Consider the following 16,325-nt stretch of genomic DNA (forward strand, 5'->3'; position numbering starts at 1 on the left):
CGCAACAAAGCCTGAATCATCTCGTCAGAATATATGAGGTGATTAGAATGAAAAAAATCAAAGTGTTCATGTTGCTAGGTATTACGGCTTTATTGACGTTCTCCCTGTTGTTCTTTGCCAATGGTTTCGGATTTGCTGAAGGGAATGCAGTCACCGTGAAAAAAGGTGATACATTGTACAGCCTTTCAAAGAAATATAACCTGACCGTCCAGGAGCTGAAAGACTACAACGGATTGAAGAACAACACCATCTATATCGGCCAGAAGCTCCAACTCCCCGCTTCCGACATTGAGCCCATGTATGTCGTAGTTGGCGGTTCTTTTGCCAAGAAAGACAATGCCGACCAGCAAGTTTCCTTTTGGAAAAAGAAAGGGATTGAAGCGATTGTTGTAAAAAAGGTAATCAATGGAAAACATTATTATCGGATACAGGCTGGTGTTTTTTCAAAGAAAGACAACGCCGAGAAGCAAAAAGACATCTTGAAAAAACATGGGATCAAAGATGCCTATGTCCTGACAGAAAAGCCGCTTCACATTAATGGTGTCCAAATTGAATCCACCTATCAACACCTTCTGTGGCAGTTCGGAAAACCTGCAAAAACAGAGGATCAATTGAACATCCGCTCGCTTTATTATAAGAATGACGGAGCTGGTGTCCGGGTTAACTTCAATATGGAAAACGGATCCGTTTTCGGGCTGCAGGTTTACCCTGAATATTTAGGAAGTCACACTTTGCCTAAAAACAAAACCCAAATTCTGAATGTTTACGGATATCCGAATGAAGTTAAATCAGTCTCCTGTTACGAAAGCGCCAAATGCGAACAGTACATCTATTCATTCAACAAGCAGAAGCTGATTGTTCAATTTGACCGTGATTTGAAGACAGTTCAATATTTGGATTTAAGCTCAGCGTTCCGAAATAAGTAAGTCGCACTTTTGCTATATTTTGTAAAAAGTAGTGTAAAGGCCGAATTTCGTAGTGAAAAGGTGTTATTTCGAAGTGAAAAGTTCCGTTTTCTTAGTGAAAAACACAAATTCCGTAGTGGATCACCTCCATTTCGTAGTGAAAATTTGACCGACGGCTTTTAATCAAGCCTTATCCACTGCATGAACCAAGCCAACAACTCAGAAATTTGCAATGGCTCAGTTGGAACAACGCAAACATGCTAGTAATCAGTAACATTTTTTATTGATAACTGGTGATACCTGCTAAAATGCGGTAATTAACGTACCTCACACAACTCCAACCATGCTTCACCCTTTATAAAATAAAATGGACCAGCTTTTGCTGGTCCATTTTTCAACACTATGCAAACCATCGAATGTAAATCCCAACAGCGACAAAGGATAACACGATTACCACAATATAAATCAAAGAAAGATTGACAGTATTTCTCCTGGTTGACTCGCTGTACTCCTTCTCCCCTCTGCCGGCCAGCAGCAGGGTTGCTACTAGAGCGGCAACGACCACTATCCCAACTAAAAAAAGCCCAAGCGTCATTTCATCACCTCAAATCATTTTACCAACGTGCTAGTTTGTCTCAACATCATCCCATGAACCATACATTTCAGAAGCTAGTTTCCTCCACTTCATCCCACGAACCATACATTTTCAGGTGCTAGTTTTTTTCCACTTCATCCCACGAACCATACATTTTCAGATGCTAGTTTTTCTCCACTTCATCCCACGAACCATACATCTTCAAAATCCTGCATTTCACTTTTCCTGAAGGCACAATCATAACCGTCTCCTCGCCAACTCTTAAACCGAGCAGCTTCATGGCCACCGGTGTGCCGTAAAACAGTTTGTTCTCCTCAATATTGGATTCTCCGTAGCCGACAATTTCATACACTTCTTCTTCGGTAAAATCCGGATACTCCATCAAGCACTTGACAATCGAGCCAATCTCAACCACTTCTTTGTTACGCTCAACAAACTCAATCTTTTCTGCTGTTTTCAACACATGCTGAAAATCACGGATGCGTTCCTCCAGCTGGCGTTCATCCTGCTCGAGTTTATGAAAATTAGGATTGGCCAGCTTGTCGTCCCCGCAAGCATTAAAGGCAATATTCTTATCAATCCTTACCTGCTTCAATTCTTGCTCGAGATCAGCTATTTGCTGAAGAATCAATCGCTCTCCATTAGGTGTGATTTTTACTGACATATTCTTCTCCTTATTCAAAAAGAACTGATTCTTTTATTATACCCTTCCCGTCACCGACTTGGTCTAAATTTGCTTTACAAAGGCTCCCTTTTGAAAAAAAGAGCATTGACCCACACAGGATCAACGCTCATTTCTAAAACAAATTTTCCATTATCCAACAATCAATCTCTCTTTTGGATAATGGCATTTCGGCTCGATTTCTCCGCGGTTGAACAGGAAGATGAATGAGAGGATTCCAATCCTTCCAATGAACATCAGCAAGATGATGATTGTTTTACCAATCGGACTCAATTCTGGTGTAATCCCCATTGATAATCCTGTTGTCCCGAAGGCAGAACTTACTTCAAACATGATTTCCATTGTAGTGAAGTTTTCCGTAGAAGTTAGAATGGTCGTCGCTGCGAAGCAGAGAATGATCGCTAAAAAGCTGACAACAACTGATTTCCTTATATCTTCCTCGTGGATTTCACGACCGAAAATTTTGATTGAGTTATGACCTTTCGAGAACGTATAAATCAATAAAATAATCACAGCGAATGTCGTCGTCCTGATTCCGCCACCTACAGAGCTTGGCGAGGCCCCAATAAACATCAAGAAGATCAGCAGAAATAACGTTGGATCTGTGAAGTCGCTGACATTCATCGTTGCCAGACCGCCATTTCGTGTGGTCGAGGATTGAAACCATGCGTAAAAGAAGGACTCGTGCCAGCTTAACTCTTTGAAAAAATGATTAAATTCAAACAGCAAAATCATGATCGTGCCAAAAAACATAAGGAAAAAGAATGTCAAGGTCGTCAACTTCGTATATAACGAAAAATGAGCCCGCTTTTTTGTTTTTCGATTAAAAATGAATTCCTTTGTTTCAATTAACACAGGAAATCCGATTGCTCCTAAAGTTAATAAAAGGATATTCACCGTTTGAACAAAGTAATCATTAGCAAAAGGGATCAGTGAACTGCCTGTGATATCGAAACCGGCATTGGTCGTCGCACTTACCGCAGCAAACATGCCTTGTAAATACGCTTCCTGCCATGTTGGAAAATAGGCGAGAAAATAGGTCCCCAAAATGATCGCTCCGAAAAACTCGATTACCAGGATGATGGACAATATTTGTCTCATTAGTTTGACTAATCCAGACAGATGGGACTGGTTTTGGTCCGTCATAATCAGCTGGCGATCCTTCAGCCCGATTTTCCTTCTTAGCAATAACCAGAAAAATGTCCCGAGCGTCATAATTCCGATTCCACCAAACTGAAGGATGAATATCAAGATAAAAATTCCTGGTGTACTAAACGTATCAGGTGTTGATACAACGGTCAGACCAGTAACGCTAACGGCACTCACCGCGGTAAACACAACATCGAGAAATGACAAATGCACTCCAGGCTTATGTGCGATAGGCAAACTCAAAAGGCTGGCTGATAAAAAAACAGCAACCACATAAAATAACACAATAATTTGTGCAGGCTTTAACCGGTCCTTGAATATTTTTCCCAAGAGAGATAACCCCTTTAAACTTTCCGCCTTTTCGCAAAACAAAAAACCATTCCAAATAAAAGAATGGTCAATGGCTGCATTAACCCTTCTCTCAGAAATTAGGCTTACGGAGTTAGCTGTCGGATTAGGGATTGAGAGCATCCCCTTTTAGCGTACCTGCTAAAATTCACCCCAAGATCAAATACATCGATCAAAATTGGTTCCCCCGCTCATCATGATTCAGCAAAAAGGCTTTGTTATGAAATTAATAAATTTAAAATACTCCTATAGTTTTACTATGTCAATTCCTTTTTAAAAAATGATGCTTGTACATCACAAAAAAATGCCGCCTTTAAAGGGCAGCAATCATTTTGAATCCAGCATTTTATACGATGCCATTAACAACACCAGAAGACCTAACCCAAACAATATACCTCCGGCGATCTGGAAGTTGTGAATATAAGTTTCGACCATGATGTGATAAAAACCTGTATCTGCGCCACCCCTGTCCGCCAGCCAGGAATCAGCGAAAGACGATCCAAAGTCTGTGCTAAAAAAAATCATAATAAACCCGACAAGCCCCACGCCAATTCCACTTAGAGTAAAAGTCTTCATTTTTTCGTTGTTCAATTTTATTCTCCCCCTTATTTCTCCATAATCGTTTTATACAGAATTCCTGCCGACCTCTTTGAAAGTGTGTAGATCGTGTTGGTGTCCTCCATATTCATGATGGTTCCATGATCATCTTCAAGCCATAAAAAATACGTTTCATCTCCAAGTTCAACTTTGTAATCTGGATCGGCCATATTTACTACACCCGGTTCCTTATGAGCAGCATTAAAGGCCTTTATAAAAGCATTAATAACTTTTGAATCGGTATACTTAACCAGGATGTCCATATCCGTTTCACTAAAGCTTTTCATTTTGTAGACATTCACTTCTTCAATTGGCTCTGAAGAACAGCCAACGATAAAGGCAACTACCATCACAAGAATAAAAGTAAGCTTTTTCACACTGCACCTCCGATTATTTATACGATTTTTATCACAAGAAGTTTCAATGGTATAAAAATTAATTAGATATGAATACTAAGTGAGGATATTTTTAACATAAAGGAGAAGATCGTATGAAAAAATCATTGTTGTTGGCATTCATTCTTGTCCTCTCGCTCAATATCGCTGGACAAATGGATGCATATGCTAAAGGACATCATCATCGGGTCAGTCATCCAGCTATAAAATTCAAAAATGATTTCCGCAGACTTTGGGTTGATCATGTTTTATGGACAAGCAATTATATTACCAGTGCCACCACCGCCGGGGCTGAGGACCAAAAGGATGTGCTTAAAAGACTGCTCAGGAACCAGGAGGATATCGGCAATGCAATCAAGCCGGTATATGGCGACGAAGCGGGAAATCAACTGACGGAATTGCTTAAAGAGCATATTGTCATTGCCGGTGACCTTGTTGAAGCCGCTAAAAATGGCAACACCACCGAGGTAAACAGGCTGAACAAAGAATGGTACCGGAATGCTGATGACATTTCCGCCTTCCTGAGCAAAGCCAATCCAAATTTAAAAGAAGCTGATGTAAAAGAAATGATGTATATGCATCTAAAACTGGTGACGGATGATTTATCGGCAAGCTTGTCAAAAAACTGGGAAGCTAGAATTGTTTCGATTGATGACGGGCTTACCCATATCATCATGATGTCCGATGCTATTGCGAATGCCGTGATAAAACAGTTTCCTGAGAAATTTGAAAAATAACTCAAAGAAAGTCCAGCATAATAATGCCGGACTTTCTTTTTATATAACGGCTTTCCTGCAATGCTGCTCGATATATGCTGTCAGAGCTTGCTTAAATTGTTGAATTTCTTCAATCGAATTGTAAGGTGCCAGCCCAATGCGAACCCATCCTCCGGTGTTATACACATCGAGGACCTCAGCCATGTTCGAAGCATAAAAATCTCCATCGGCTACACACATATTGTATTGATCAGCCAGCCAGGCCGTGACATCACGAGAGTTCTGTCCCTCGATCGTAAAAGCAAAGGTCGGTGTCCTGCGACAAGAAACTGCACGAAATAATTTCACTTCTGGAAGGCTGAGCAAAAAGTTCTCCACTTCAGCTGCCAGTTCATTCTCATACTCCTCGATGACTAACATTGCCGATTGAAGCCGTTTCCTTCTTGTTTCACCATAACCAAGTTCCTCGATAAACCTGATAGCGCCGATTACACCGGCAATACCCTCATGATTTTGCGTACCCGTTTCCAGCTTGTAAGGAATTTCATTTGGGGCCGGCTGCAGCTTATAAACAGGAAGCTTCTCAAACAGTTTTTCCCTGACTACAGCAATTCCCACATGCGGACCGAAAAACTTGTAAGCAGAGCATAAAAGAATATCGCATCCTAGATCTTCTACATCAATCGCCAGATGGGGAACGCCGTGGACAGCATCCACAACGGTCATAGCCCCAACCTCTTTGGCACGGTTTACGACCGTTTTGACATCCGTCATCGTTCCAGTGACATTGGATGACATGCCGACAGCTACAAGCTTTGTTTTCGAGGTGATCACCTCATCCAGCTCATCCAATTTCAATGTGAAAGTCTCTGGATCCAGCTTGATGAACGTAACGGTTGCTCCCCTGTCTTTCGCCAGTGTTATCCACGGATCCACATTGGCACGATGATCAAGTTCTGTGACAACAATTTCATCACCTTCATTGATAAAACCGGCAAGGCTGCGCGCAATCGCAAACGCATGCGTAGTCATATTCGCTCCAAACGCGACCTCTTTCGCCTGACACCCGAGTAGATCCGCTACCGCCTCCCTCGCTTCATCCAGCATAGCATCCGTATCCTTACTCGAATGAAAAGTCCCATGGAGGTTCGCCATTCCATTCCGTATGTACCGGTACATCGATTCAATCGCATGATCAGCCATCTGCGTACCACCAGGACCATCAAAGAAAATCACCTGTTGCTCATGATCCATTCGATTCAAAGCAGGAAACCTCTCTCTAACACGCTCAATCGGAAACTCTTTCACCAACCAGATCCACCCCTTTTAGGAATTCTCCATTCTATTATGTCATAATTTTCAAATAACTTGAAGCGTGAAGTGATCCAGTAAATTCAGTTTGAGCCCTGAATGTATGGGTGTGTCCAACAACGGGCGCCTATACACCCTATTGCGGTGATCCGAACTTCGGCAAAGGCTCCATTTTCTCCTATTGGTTACCAAGTTTTCGTCTTTTCCTCAAAACAGGGCGCCAATCACCCCTATTGGTGACCTAATTTTCGACTCTTTACCAAAACAGGGCACCCATACACCTTATTGGTGACCTAAATTCCAGCTGCTACGTAAAACAGGGCGCCAATGGTGCCTTTTGGTGACCTATTTTTTGGCTACACCGCAAAAAAGGGCACCAATCACCCTTGTTGGTGACCTATTTTTTGGCTACACCGCAAAAAAAAGACACCAATCACCCTTGTTGGTGACCTAAGTTCCCTAAATCGAGAAAAGTAGGGCACCAATAGAACATTATGATCCTAAGATTCCCGTTTAAAACGACTATTTAAAAAAGCATGAGAATCATCTCATGCTCGCTCAATCGTTATCAAAATGACAAATTATAAAGCAATTATCTTCTTCATCACAGACAATATCACAATCGGTAAAGGCTTCATCAGCACCAAAACACGCTAAATAGCAAATCGGCCCGACACAAACCAAAGTGCAGTCATCAGGAATATCTCTTACAGGAATGACCTTTAACTTCGGAAACGGAACAGACCTGAGATTAGGATTGCACAATAGGTCGGAAATATCGTTCTTAGGCTGTTTTTTTCTCTCCCTCGGCATCTTCCTCTCACCTCCTTTATTACAAGGTATTCAAGGAGGAAGACAAGGGTATGGTTACATGTCCTACAAATGGAAGAAACAGGAGAACCGTCCCCCTGTTTCAGCTTATTAGATAGTTCATAACTTCTGGAAATCGCTTTTTAAAGTCGGAGTAATGATGTTTTGCGTCTTGGATGGTTTTGAATTCTGTTTGTATTCCTTTTTGTTTGATAAGTTCATAGATGTCTATATTTGATTGCAGGAATCCTGGAGCGATCTGTTTTCCGCCTTCCATTGTGCCACAATCTAGATATACTTTATCAAGGTGTGAGAGATTAGACTCTTTTAGTAGAGCAGTGATTCCTTCGTAGTTTCGGAAGTATGCCGATGAAAGTCCTGCAATCCTCTTGAACACCTGGGGATACACGCATACGGCATATGTTGTGATCAGCGAACCTAGAGAAATCCCGGCCATGTAAGTTTCAGCCCGATCAGTGCGATACTGCTCATCAATGAAAGGTTTTAACTCCTCCGCAACCCATTTAATATATTCCTTTCCCTTTCCGCCGTCAGAGCACTGTTCGCCAGTGAGCTTTGCACTGTACTCCCCGATTTCCCACGGACAATATTCATTCATCCGTTCCTCGCTCTTCTGATCAATCGCCACCACAATCAGGTTCACTTTATTGTCATCCAAATATTCATGCAGTTCAAGCGAAATTCCGCCTATGGCATCCTCACTCCCAAAAACATTCTGGCCATCATGCATGTACAGGACAGGATACTGCTTACTGCCACCAGCATAGTCAGCCGGCAGATAAACCCTGATTTTTCGCTCCTCACCGAACAGAGGTAAAGTTAAATTCTCTATCATTCTATTCCCTCATTTCCCCATAAATATTACCTAATGTTGATGATAAATGACCATAAAATAAGGACCCAAATTTGGAGTTTTTGTCTTAGATCCTTATTGAAGATTAGCACCCGATAGTTTAAGTGCGATCTTTCATAAATTATTATTTATTTTCTGTTGTTCTTGATAACAGTAATCTTAAATTGAGCTTTTATTATTTAAACTTTTATTAACACTTTACCTTCATAATTACGGCTTTCAACTAATTTATGAGCAAGTGCTACATCACATAAATTGAATACTCGTGCTATGGAAAGAGTCAATATCTTGGAGGCAAATAGTTCTAAAACTTTTTCTGCGACAGGAGCTAATCTCTCTGGATAATGTTTTCTCGTTGTCCCTAAGCTAAAACCTTTAATATTTCTACAACTACTATGGACATCGCTCGTTTTAAAAGCACCAGTTTTTCCACTACTATTGCCAAATTGAACAAGTGTCCCATATATCGCTAAACATTCTAAGCTCTTACTAGAGACATCACCAGCAACAGAATCAAAGATAATATTTGCTCCCAAATTATTTGTTTCCTTTAAAACTTTCTCTACAAATGTATCATAGGTACATACGATATTGGCCCCTAATGTTTTCACATAATTTTCTTTATCTAGATTTCCAACGGTACATATAATTTTTTGAACACCAACTAACTTTGCCAATTGCACAAGCATAGAACCTACGCCACCAGCGGCACTATGAATAACAATAGTATCTGTTTTTTGGACTTGCCCAATTTCAAAAAGAAGTACATAAGATAAAATAGAAACCGTTGGCATTGTTGCAGCTTGTTCAAATGATAGACTATCTGGAATTTTAAATACTAATTGCTCATTTGCTACTACATATTCTGCATAGGTGCCAGCTTTTGGGAAAGCTATAACCCTTTCACCTTTTGAAAAGTTTGAATTAGGAGAGACCTCTTCAATTGTCCCCGCAACATCCAATCCAAGTGTTAAAGGAAAATTACCTTTACCTTTATTTCCTTTACGTTGTTTAATATCCGCATAGTTAACACTCGTATAAGCCACTTTTATTAAAACTTCTTTTTCGCCTATTTTCGGCAAATCAATATCTGTGTATGTAAGGACACTAGCATCACCAAATTCTTTTTGAATTATTGCTTTCATACTATCTCTCCTTCCCATTCAATTTAAGCCTATCACGTTTAAAGTGATTTAAAAATTCGAATAATTTTATCGAAAGTTATAACAATATCTAATCATATAAATTAACCGATATAGACAAAGAAATCTTTCTCCTATTTAACAAAATTCGAATCTATTATTAGTATTTCTTATATCAATCCAGAATCCATTTTATACTAACCTCCCTTTAGCTCAATAAGGAATTTAACAAAAAGGGCCTTAATGCTTCTTGGAGCAAAGCACCCTTGCCTTAAATTATAACGGTTCACTTAACTCACTGAATTTAATTATTCCCCCAATTTATGCAACGGCAATTATATAGGTAGGTTATAATTCTAAAATCCAATCTTTATCTTTCAACCTCAAAGTTAAACAAGTTGGCAAGTTCGATTAACTCCCCAGAATCACCCTTCTGCTTATCTATCAACCCCTGATTAGTCATATAATATACATACTTTTTAGTAACGATATATAGCGCAGCTGTTCCATATTCTGTTGTTGGTTCATGTAGAAATGCCCGTTGCCCTGAAACATTTATTTCCGTGACTTTTGTTCCGTAGAGGGGATATTCGGGTAAAAAATATCTACTCATTTCTTCAACTGATCCCGTTTCATTCATTGAATAATGTACTGAAATAAACCTTCCTTCTGAAGTCGGGTAAATCGCCTGTGTATATATTTGTTCTTTACTACCTATTTTTCCAACAGATACGCCAAGAAATGGTTCTCCTGAGATTGTATTGATCTCCTTGTGGGCATCCATTGGATAAACAACATATTCCATCCCTTTTTCGGTTAAAACCGGTCTCTCTATCCCGTCAATTACTTCCATTGTATACAGCTTTTCTTCTTTTGATAGCATCCCTGAAACAAATGAATCTCCATTTCCCAATTGAATAACAAGCAAAAAAAGGAGAGAAAAAGTGATACTTATAGTCGATACGTATCCAAAAATTTTGAAAGCACGAGACTTAACCTTTTCCTTATAAATTTGCCTCTCCAGTTTTCTCCTGACTAAATCGGCTTGCTCCTGACTCCATTCCAAATCATATTCTACTTTCTGAAGAGCACGATTATAAGTGTTCAATTCACTTTGTATGTTCATTTAACCCCGACTCCTTAATTAATCTTTTTTCCAAAGCTAACATCCCACGATGCAATGTGGACTTTACTTTACTTTCCGAACAATTCAATATCTCCGCTGTTTCGGTAATTGAAAAACCCTTGATCTTTCTAAGGATGATAACTTCCCGGTGCGAATGTTTAAGTGCACTTAATGCTTCGTGAATTTCCTTTGAGCTTTCTTTAAGCTGGACCACATTTTCCGGCAATAGTTTAATGTCAATTTGAGGTTGGAAGAACTCTTTAAAAAAGCGAATTGGCTTTTGTTTTCTCATGTGGTCAACAGTCACATTATGAGCGATACTGAACAACCATGTTTTTTCGCTAGAATCCCCTTTGAAAGTATGATGGTATTTATAGGCCTTAAAAAATGTTTCCTGAGTTAAATCCTCAGCTTGCTGATAATCTTTTGTAAGCATAAAAATAAATTTAAAAATTGTTTGATGATACAGATTGTACCACTCATGAATATCCTCTTCCCTGTAGTCAGCCATCTAATTTCTCTCCTTGTTAATTCACTTAATTCTTAGACGTGTGGGTTCGAAAAAGGTTTTGGTTTGTTTTATTATTTTTCTTTATATTTTTATCGGCTCCTATAGCAAAAAGAAGGAGCTGGCATAGCAACTCCTTCTTAAATATAACTTTATTGATAGTTTAATTACTTTGAAAATAACGTTCGAGTGACAATGTTAAGTCTTTAAGTTCAGCTATCTCTTCGCTGCTCCACTTATTTCTTTCAACAGCTCTTAGAACCTTTTTTGAAGCTATAAGCAGACTGTTCCCCAGCTCCTCTAATTTGCAAATTGCGGTGAATTCCAATACCCTTTTTCCCTTTTCAAATTCGAACGATAATTCAATACGAGATGGACATACTTTTTTCCCGAGAATAATAGGAGTTCCATCCATAAAGTCAAACTTGAATGTTCGGCCTATAGAAGAAACTAACAATCCTTTAAATGATTTAATCCACCAAGATAAAATAATTACTACAAAATCAGACCATCCTTCATCGGGAAAATAACGATGGTAATCAACAACAAAAGAAATGTTCCCAATAATATTTTGGTTGAACTCTAGTGAATCTACTTCTACCTCTATAGAAATGGTTTGTTCCATTTATATCATTCCCTTATCATAAGGATACCGATAATATTCGACTCCTTACGATGTCAATCCTTCTTGAACATTACTGCATCTATACTTCAATAAGAAAAGAAGCCCTTCCCCATTCTGAACATTGCTTTATTTTAATTATTTAAGATAAAAAAATCCTCTGGATACATGAACCCTTTTATTACCAGCCTCTTTGCACCGTTTTTAACAATATGGACCTGTAAATTATCACTTGTTCTACCAATTTGTTTTCCTATTTCAAGCCTTTCATAAAATTCTGAGTTGATATATTGTTCGGGCTCAGAAATATACGTTTTATCTTTATAACTTAATCTATGAATCGCAAATTCCATATCATCAATTTCAATGATATTGATGTTTTTATCCAAAATATATGTTGGTAAATCATTGTTGCAACCGGTTAGTAAAAGTAAAGCGGCAATAAATAATCCTATGTATACCCTCAAATTTCCGTTCACTTCCTTAACAGTATCTTCAACCTGCTTCGTTTATTCAATATGGAATTCAACAAAAAAGGCGGTTAATCCTTCCTGGATTAACACACCCATTAGCTTTTTTTTCAGAATTTTAGTTTCGCTTTCCGCACTGTTTAAGACTTTCCTTTTCGGGAATTCCTTTTTCTAATCTAACTTGATTGATAACAACACCCTTTTCTGGAGTGTCAGTCAGTGTGAAATGAATTCTATCGTAGGGGATATCTCCATGATGACCATCGTAATCTAAACCACTTGCGTTAACAGTATGTCTACGGATATCACCATCTATTCTTTCAATTTTATCTATTTTGGGACACAGAATAAAATCTGAATAGGTTTGTTCGAGATAAGAATGGTATCTACTATATAATGTTTCTTCAAGCAATTCATTTTTGGGAATTCCATTCCATCCAACTAATAGTAATCCAACAACAAACATCATGATTATTTTCTTCACGAATTATCACCACCTCAAGATTATTTTTCCTTAGTGATAATTCCTTTATTCTACTAACCCTGCCACGTTTGTTTAATAATGAATTCTCCATAAAAAAGTGAATATAATTAAATCTCACTTAACCTTTAAATAAAAAGATGGATATACATATTGCTAAAAAGGATTGAACCGGAATTATTATAATTTTTTTCTGTCGATTAAGTTTATTTATTTTTTTTGTCGTAACACCTGCCAGCCAGGCCGACACAAGCGGTACGATCGAGATACCCAGGAACATAAAGATTACCATTGCTTTATCTTCATCTACATTCATAGAGAGAGCAAGAAAAATTGGTGACGTAATTAGCAATGCCCAATAAATAATAAAATTTGATATGCCGCATATAATAATGATCGCCAATTTTATCAATTTCCCCACACCCTGACTATTTAATTTGTATACTTTTTCTTCAATGAGACTGTAGGATTTTCCTTCTTCAGGTATACTGCTTCACTGTGTGTCAAAATTGGACAATCACTAATTGCTATCTAATCCAACTTTTTAAAAACCTTACTCGGCATTTGATTTCCACCTTTGACTTATATAAAATATATCAGAATTAATTCCTGTCTTATTAAGCTAACCTCCCCGATAGTTGAACAAGCGAGTATTTAATTTAAAGGTCCATAAAGGTCAATCAATTTACCAGTAGTTGCATCAAAAACAACAGTTGGTTCATTCCCTTTAAATTTTATTGTGACCTCCCATTGCTTCCTATTTAAAAGTCTATACCAAAGCTCCTCCCTTATATTTAGTGTTGCGTTAACGTTATCAGGTCCTAATCCTTTTAACTCGCTCAAATCCATCGGAGAAATGGAAATTCCCCATTCTTCTGATGGTTTTTGCATAAGTTCAACTGAGTGGACTACTGCTTCTCCTGTAACCATAGGATTCTGTTGATAGATATAAACAACCGATATAAGAACAATTAAAATAGGGACTATTAACTTTTTCATAAAACTCTCTCCAATTTGTAATTAATACAATAACCTTTGTTCAACATTACTCCCTCAATAAATGAAGCTGCCCCGTTTGGTTAATAAGGAATTCAATAAAAAAGGTGCTTAATCCTTCCTGGATTAAAGCACCATTTAAATTAATTACAGTTTTTCAAAACTATCTTTCTCTGTTAGGTTTGTTCATCAAATACTTCAATCACATCAAAGTTTTTTAGGAAAATGGTACACCCATCAAGTGTTTCAGATGCCAAAAAACTATCTGTAAACCTATCCCACTTTGAAGCTATGCTCCCTAGAAACTCACCCATTTGTTCTTCTGATAGTTCAGTTCCACTCAGTTCTACTTGAAAACTATCATTAAATTTCCAGTACGGCTCAAAATTTGTAACTGTTAACTTTATATTTAATTGTTCTGCTAAGCTTAACATATCATTTAAGTAATTATGTGCTACTTCTCTCGTCTTTGCTTTAATAAAAGTTCTTATAAATAAAATCCCACCTCATAAAAGTCCTTATTCTTCAACATTTTGCATCTTTAGTTGAAGAAGAATGATATTAACAGTTGGACACCAAAAGCAAAAAGAGTAGTTATAATAATATCTAAAATGATATAACTCTTTTTCTTCTCTTTGTATTTTGTGTCAAAGAAGAACCTTATTAAATAAAAAGCAGTAAAGATAGCAAGTAATTCGATGAAGTTCAAATTCAGTATTTCAACTCCTTCTCATAATTATTCTTTATTCTTAGTTAAACTAAACACATCGTCAGAACAAGAAGAGTTTAAACAAAAGTGCTTTCCTATTTCTCGGACTGAATCAATACTTTTTTCATAAATAGGTTTTTATTTAATCAGGTCCTTACAAAATTTTTCAATTTCTGGAGCATCATCAAGAAACCTAAACTCTGTCCCATTAGCTCTTAGATCATTTCTACTTATATAAATCTTGTCATTAGAAAATTTAAAACTATTATGGCTCCTATATCAGTATCTATGAATAATTGTGCTTCTGAAGGTGGAACTTCCTCTTCTGCAACTCTGTTAGATTTATATTCCTTAAACCATTCTATTACTTTAATATAACTACTTGTTGATACCTTTTTCATTTCATTTCCTTTTTTCCAAACATGAATAGCATTCACTTTAATTATTTGAATTGGCTGGTGGTGTAGCAAATTCTCCATATATTCTTTTTCTTGTTTCTGCCACTAAAGTATTGTAATAACTAATATACTAAGAAATAAACCTATGAAAATTATTCTTTTATTAATTACCCCCTCTCTTGGCGTTTAGATATTTAATTGAACTGGAGGGGTATCTTTGTCCAATGGTCAAAAAATGCGTCCTTATCACTGCGGTCTTTAGTTGTAAATGCTGCCATATGGTTCGCCGTTGAATCAAGTTGTTGTTCGAAAAAGACAGGAAGATCTTCATCTATGATATCTCGCAACATCACTTCGCTTTTGCTTATGGATTCCATATAATTCACATGCTCACAAACATATTTATGGATATAAACTCTGCCAAGTTTAGCTCATTTCCTTCTTCCACAAACCGCTTCGTTTGTTTAGTAAACTACATGACTTGCCAAATAACATAAGCAATTATAGCTAAACTAATTGCAATTACTACTAAACTTCCGACCTTTATATATTCTAATTTTTCTTTATTCAACCTTTTATCCTCCTGCTCTTGTTCACCATGAATAACACCTTATGTTCTATAATGAATTCAACAAAAAAGGCTGCCAATCCTCCTTGGGTCTGCGCACCCGTTTATGAAGAAGATTATTGTTTTAGTTGCAATAATTCACATTTTCTTTATTTATAACTTTACCAGTATTCTTCTCAACAACAACTTGTATCCCCTTACAAATGGTTGTATCCCTTTCATCAATTATATCTACCACATAAGTCTCAGATGTTTCTTTCACGTTCTTCATCTCGTAAGGTGTTAAATGTAGCTTCACTGGATGTGTCCAGTTACCAGCAAGGTAACGCTGTGATATAGTAATCGCTAATTGTTCATTGACGGGTAAATTAGATTGATCAATATCCAATATACGAGCATCGTGATAAAGTATTGTACCTACGATGAAAAAAATCAATACTTTGTTAAATATAGTAGCTATAACATAAACAAAGAAATCAGGATGACTATCCCCCCAGAAATCGTCAAAATATCATCCATTTTTCTTTCATTCTTACTCCTATTTTCTTCTTTAACATGCTGATGAAGCTTCTGATGCAGATGCTCATCAGGTGGAAGGATATGTGATTGTACCCCCATCATTCCCCTGCCGCCAAAATAAATTATTTTCCATAAAGGCAAGATTGAGATCAAAAGCAGGAAGCCCGCCAGCAAACCACCCATACCGATGAAATCCCGATCGATCTGACTTAACAGGATGAAGGACAAAATTGAAATAGTGGTATAAATCGAGATCACTATTAAAAAGCTTAAAACAAGTTTTCTTTTCATAATGGCACCTCAAATTGGACATTAAACTAAAACAAACACCTCTGGAGATTAAGAGAATTAAACTCTCTCAATTTATTTAATTTTACTTAATACGGCCATTATTTTCCACATGC

22 protein-coding genes, 1 pseudogene and 1 riboswitch are annotated in these 16,325 nt (G+C 37.6%); of the genes and pseudogenes, 2 read left to right on the forward strand and 21 right to left on the reverse strand.

Annotated elements, in window-relative coordinates:
* Positions 1 to 47: 47 nt before the first annotated feature.
* The gene (locus EJA10_RS03600; RefSeq protein WP_125478634.1) at positions 48 to 926 is read left to right on the forward strand and encodes a LysM peptidoglycan-binding domain-containing protein; all 879 of its coding nucleotides are present in this window, start codon (positions 48 to 50) and stop codon (positions 924 to 926) included.
* 379 nt (positions 927 to 1,305) lie between these two features.
* On the opposite strand, the gene EJA10_RS03605 is transcribed toward EJA10_RS03600, so the two are convergent.
* The 5 genes from EJA10_RS03605 to EJA10_RS03625 all read right to left on the reverse strand — a co-directional run bounded on the left by EJA10_RS03605 (position 1,306) and on the right by EJA10_RS03625 (position 4,653).
* Positions 1,306 to 1,500, reverse strand: a complete 195-nt coding sequence (locus tag EJA10_RS03605; protein WP_125478635.1) for a hypothetical protein — start codon at positions 1,498 to 1,500, stop codon at positions 1,306 to 1,308.
* 163 nt (positions 1,501 to 1,663) lie between these two features.
* Positions 1,664 to 2,164, reverse strand: a complete 501-nt coding sequence (locus tag EJA10_RS03610) for a GreA/GreB family elongation factor (RefSeq protein ID WP_125478636.1) — start codon at positions 2,162 to 2,164, stop codon at positions 1,664 to 1,666.
* A 150-nt stretch (positions 2,165 to 2,314) separates the two neighbouring features.
* Positions 2,315 to 3,652 (reverse strand): TrkH family potassium uptake protein, encoded by a 1,338-nt coding sequence (locus EJA10_RS03615; RefSeq protein WP_281274472.1) that lies wholly within the window; start codon positions 3,650 to 3,652, stop codon positions 2,315 to 2,317.
* A gap of 92 nt (positions 3,653 to 3,744) precedes the next feature.
* Positions 3,745 to 3,896: riboswitch (cyclic di-AMP (ydaO/yuaA leader) on the reverse strand.
* Positions 3,897 to 4,006: 110 nt separating this feature from the next.
* Complete coding sequence (locus tag EJA10_RS03620) at positions 4,007 to 4,270, reverse strand: hypothetical protein (protein WP_125478638.1); 264 nt, start codon at positions 4,268 to 4,270, stop codon at positions 4,007 to 4,009.
* A 14-nt stretch (positions 4,271 to 4,284) separates the two neighbouring features.
* On the reverse strand, positions 4,285 to 4,653 hold the full coding sequence (locus tag EJA10_RS03625; RefSeq protein ID WP_125478639.1) for a YhfM domain-containing protein: 369 nt from the start codon (positions 4,651 to 4,653) through the stop codon (positions 4,285 to 4,287).
* A gap of 113 nt (positions 4,654 to 4,766) precedes the next feature.
* Between EJA10_RS03625 and EJA10_RS03630 the strand changes: the two genes are divergently transcribed.
* Entirely contained in the window at positions 4,767 to 5,408 is a 642-nt protein-coding gene (locus EJA10_RS03630; protein ID WP_125478640.1) for a glycosyltransferase, read from the forward strand.
* A gap of 39 nt (positions 5,409 to 5,447) precedes the next feature.
* On the opposite strand, the gene EJA10_RS03635 is transcribed toward EJA10_RS03630, so the two are convergent.
* From EJA10_RS03635 to EJA10_RS03710, 16 genes and pseudogenes are all read right to left on the reverse strand, one after another.
* Positions 5,448 to 6,695 (reverse strand): cysteine desulfurase-like protein, encoded by a 1,248-nt coding sequence (locus tag EJA10_RS03635; RefSeq protein WP_125478840.1) that lies wholly within the window; start codon positions 6,693 to 6,695, stop codon positions 5,448 to 5,450.
* A 561-nt stretch (positions 6,696 to 7,256) separates the two neighbouring features.
* Entirely contained in the window at positions 7,257 to 7,511 is a 255-nt protein-coding gene (locus EJA10_RS03640; RefSeq protein WP_125478641.1) for a hypothetical protein, read from the reverse strand.
* A 100-nt stretch (positions 7,512 to 7,611) separates the two neighbouring features.
* A complete protein-coding gene (locus EJA10_RS03645; protein ID WP_125478642.1) occupies positions 7,612 to 8,364 on the reverse strand; it encodes an alpha/beta hydrolase in 753 nt (250 codons plus the stop codon).
* Positions 8,365 to 8,561: 197 nt separating this feature from the next.
* Positions 8,562 to 9,527, reverse strand: coding sequence for a quinone oxidoreductase family protein (locus EJA10_RS03650; RefSeq protein WP_125478643.1), 966 nt, complete (start codon positions 9,525 to 9,527; stop codon positions 8,562 to 8,564).
* Positions 9,528 to 9,894: 367 nt separating this feature from the next.
* A complete protein-coding gene (locus tag EJA10_RS03655; protein WP_125478644.1) occupies positions 9,895 to 10,650 on the reverse strand; it encodes a hypothetical protein in 756 nt (251 codons plus the stop codon).
* Positions 10,634 to 11,161 carry an RNA polymerase sigma factor gene (locus EJA10_RS03660; RefSeq protein WP_125478645.1) on the reverse strand — a complete coding sequence of 176 codons (528 nt, stop codon included), beginning with the start codon at positions 11,159 to 11,161 and terminating at the stop codon, positions 10,634 to 10,636. Before EJA10_RS03660 ends, EJA10_RS03655 begins: the two co-directional genes overlap by 17 nt.
* A gap of 160 nt (positions 11,162 to 11,321) precedes the next feature.
* Positions 11,322 to 11,783 carry a hypothetical protein gene (locus EJA10_RS03665; protein ID WP_125478646.1) on the reverse strand — a complete coding sequence of 154 codons (462 nt, stop codon included), beginning with the start codon at positions 11,781 to 11,783 and terminating at the stop codon, positions 11,322 to 11,324.
* Between the two features lie 131 nt (positions 11,784 to 11,914).
* Positions 11,915 to 12,247 (reverse strand): hypothetical protein, encoded by a 333-nt coding sequence (locus EJA10_RS03670; RefSeq protein WP_125478647.1) that lies wholly within the window; start codon positions 12,245 to 12,247, stop codon positions 11,915 to 11,917.
* A 121-nt stretch (positions 12,248 to 12,368) separates the two neighbouring features.
* Positions 12,369 to 12,734, reverse strand: coding sequence for a hypothetical protein (locus EJA10_RS03675; RefSeq protein WP_125478648.1), 366 nt, complete (start codon positions 12,732 to 12,734; stop codon positions 12,369 to 12,371).
* Between the two features lie 651 nt (positions 12,735 to 13,385).
* Positions 13,386 to 13,730 (reverse strand): hypothetical protein, encoded by a 345-nt coding sequence (locus EJA10_RS03680; RefSeq protein WP_125478649.1) that lies wholly within the window; start codon positions 13,728 to 13,730, stop codon positions 13,386 to 13,388.
* Positions 13,731 to 13,903: 173 nt separating this feature from the next.
* Entirely contained in the window at positions 13,904 to 14,161 is a 258-nt protein-coding gene (locus EJA10_RS03685) for a hypothetical protein (protein ID WP_125478650.1), read from the reverse strand.
* A gap of 505 nt (positions 14,162 to 14,666) precedes the next feature.
* Positions 14,667 to 14,915 (reverse strand): hypothetical protein, encoded by a 249-nt coding sequence (locus EJA10_RS23225; protein ID WP_125478651.1) that lies wholly within the window; start codon positions 14,913 to 14,915, stop codon positions 14,667 to 14,669.
* Positions 14,916 to 15,049: 134 nt separating this feature from the next.
* Positions 15,050 to 15,211: pseudogene (locus EJA10_RS03695) on the reverse strand (GNAT family N-acetyltransferase); the annotation flags it as partial.
* Between the two features lie 95 nt (positions 15,212 to 15,306).
* Positions 15,307 to 15,405 (reverse strand): preprotein translocase subunit Sec61beta, encoded by a 99-nt coding sequence (locus EJA10_RS03700; protein ID WP_170169055.1) that lies wholly within the window; start codon positions 15,403 to 15,405, stop codon positions 15,307 to 15,309.
* A gap of 121 nt (positions 15,406 to 15,526) precedes the next feature.
* Positions 15,527 to 15,790, reverse strand: coding sequence for a hypothetical protein (locus tag EJA10_RS03705; protein ID WP_125478653.1), 264 nt, complete (start codon positions 15,788 to 15,790; stop codon positions 15,527 to 15,529).
* Between the two features lie 68 nt (positions 15,791 to 15,858).
* Positions 15,859 to 16,212 carry a hypothetical protein gene (locus EJA10_RS03710; protein WP_125478654.1) on the reverse strand — a complete coding sequence of 118 codons (354 nt, stop codon included), beginning with the start codon at positions 16,210 to 16,212 and terminating at the stop codon, positions 15,859 to 15,861.
* Positions 16,213 to 16,325: the final 113 nt, after the last annotated feature.

Source organism: Mesobacillus subterraneus (genome assembly GCF_003937825.1).
Lineage (GTDB): Bacteria > Bacillota > Bacilli > Bacillales > Cytobacillaceae > Mesobacillus > Mesobacillus subterraneus.

Excerpts from the sequence above, each read along its gene's own strand:
- EJA10_RS03600 (WP_125478634.1), top strand. The coding sequence starts at position 48 with ATGAAAAAAATCAAAGTGTTCATGTTGCTAGGTATTACGGCTTTATTG.
- EJA10_RS03605 (WP_125478635.1), bottom strand. The coding sequence starts at position 1,500 with ATGACGCTTGGGCTTTTTTTAGTTGGGATAGTGGTCGTTGCCGCTCTA.
- EJA10_RS03610 (WP_125478636.1), bottom strand. The coding sequence starts at position 2,164 with ATGTCAGTAAAAATCACACCTAATGGAGAGCGATTGATTCTTCAGCAA.
- EJA10_RS03630 (WP_125478640.1), top strand. The coding sequence starts at position 4,767 with ATGAAAAAATCATTGTTGTTGGCATTCATTCTTGTCCTCTCGCTCAAT.
- EJA10_RS03640 (WP_125478641.1), bottom strand. The coding sequence starts at position 7,511 with ATGCCGAGGGAGAGAAAAAAACAGCCTAAGAACGATATTTCCGACCTA.
- EJA10_RS03645 (WP_125478642.1), bottom strand. The coding sequence starts at position 8,364 with ATGATAGAGAATTTAACTTTACCTCTGTTCGGTGAGGAGCGAAAAATC.
- EJA10_RS03650 (WP_125478643.1), bottom strand. The coding sequence starts at position 9,527 with ATGAAAGCAATAATTCAAAAAGAATTTGGTGATGCTAGTGTCCTTACA.
- EJA10_RS03655 (WP_125478644.1), bottom strand. The coding sequence starts at position 10,650 with ATGAACATACAAAGTGAATTGAACACTTATAATCGTGCTCTTCAGAAA.
- EJA10_RS03660 (WP_125478645.1), bottom strand. The coding sequence starts at position 11,161 with ATGGCTGACTACAGGGAAGAGGATATTCATGAGTGGTACAATCTGTAT.
- EJA10_RS03665 (WP_125478646.1), bottom strand. The coding sequence starts at position 11,783 with ATGGAACAAACCATTTCTATAGAGGTAGAAGTAGATTCACTAGAGTTC.
- EJA10_RS03680 (WP_125478649.1), bottom strand. The coding sequence starts at position 13,730 with ATGAAAAAGTTAATAGTCCCTATTTTAATTGTTCTTATATCGGTTGTT.
- EJA10_RS03685 (WP_125478650.1), bottom strand. The coding sequence starts at position 14,161 with ATGTTAAGCTTAGCAGAACAATTAAATATAAAGTTAACAGTTACAAAT.
- EJA10_RS23225 (WP_125478651.1), bottom strand. The coding sequence starts at position 14,915 with ATGGAGAATTTGCTACACCACCAGCCAATTCAAATAATTAAAGTGAAT.
- EJA10_RS03710 (WP_125478654.1), bottom strand. The coding sequence starts at position 16,212 with ATGAAAAGAAAACTTGTTTTAAGCTTTTTAATAGTGATCTCGATTTAT.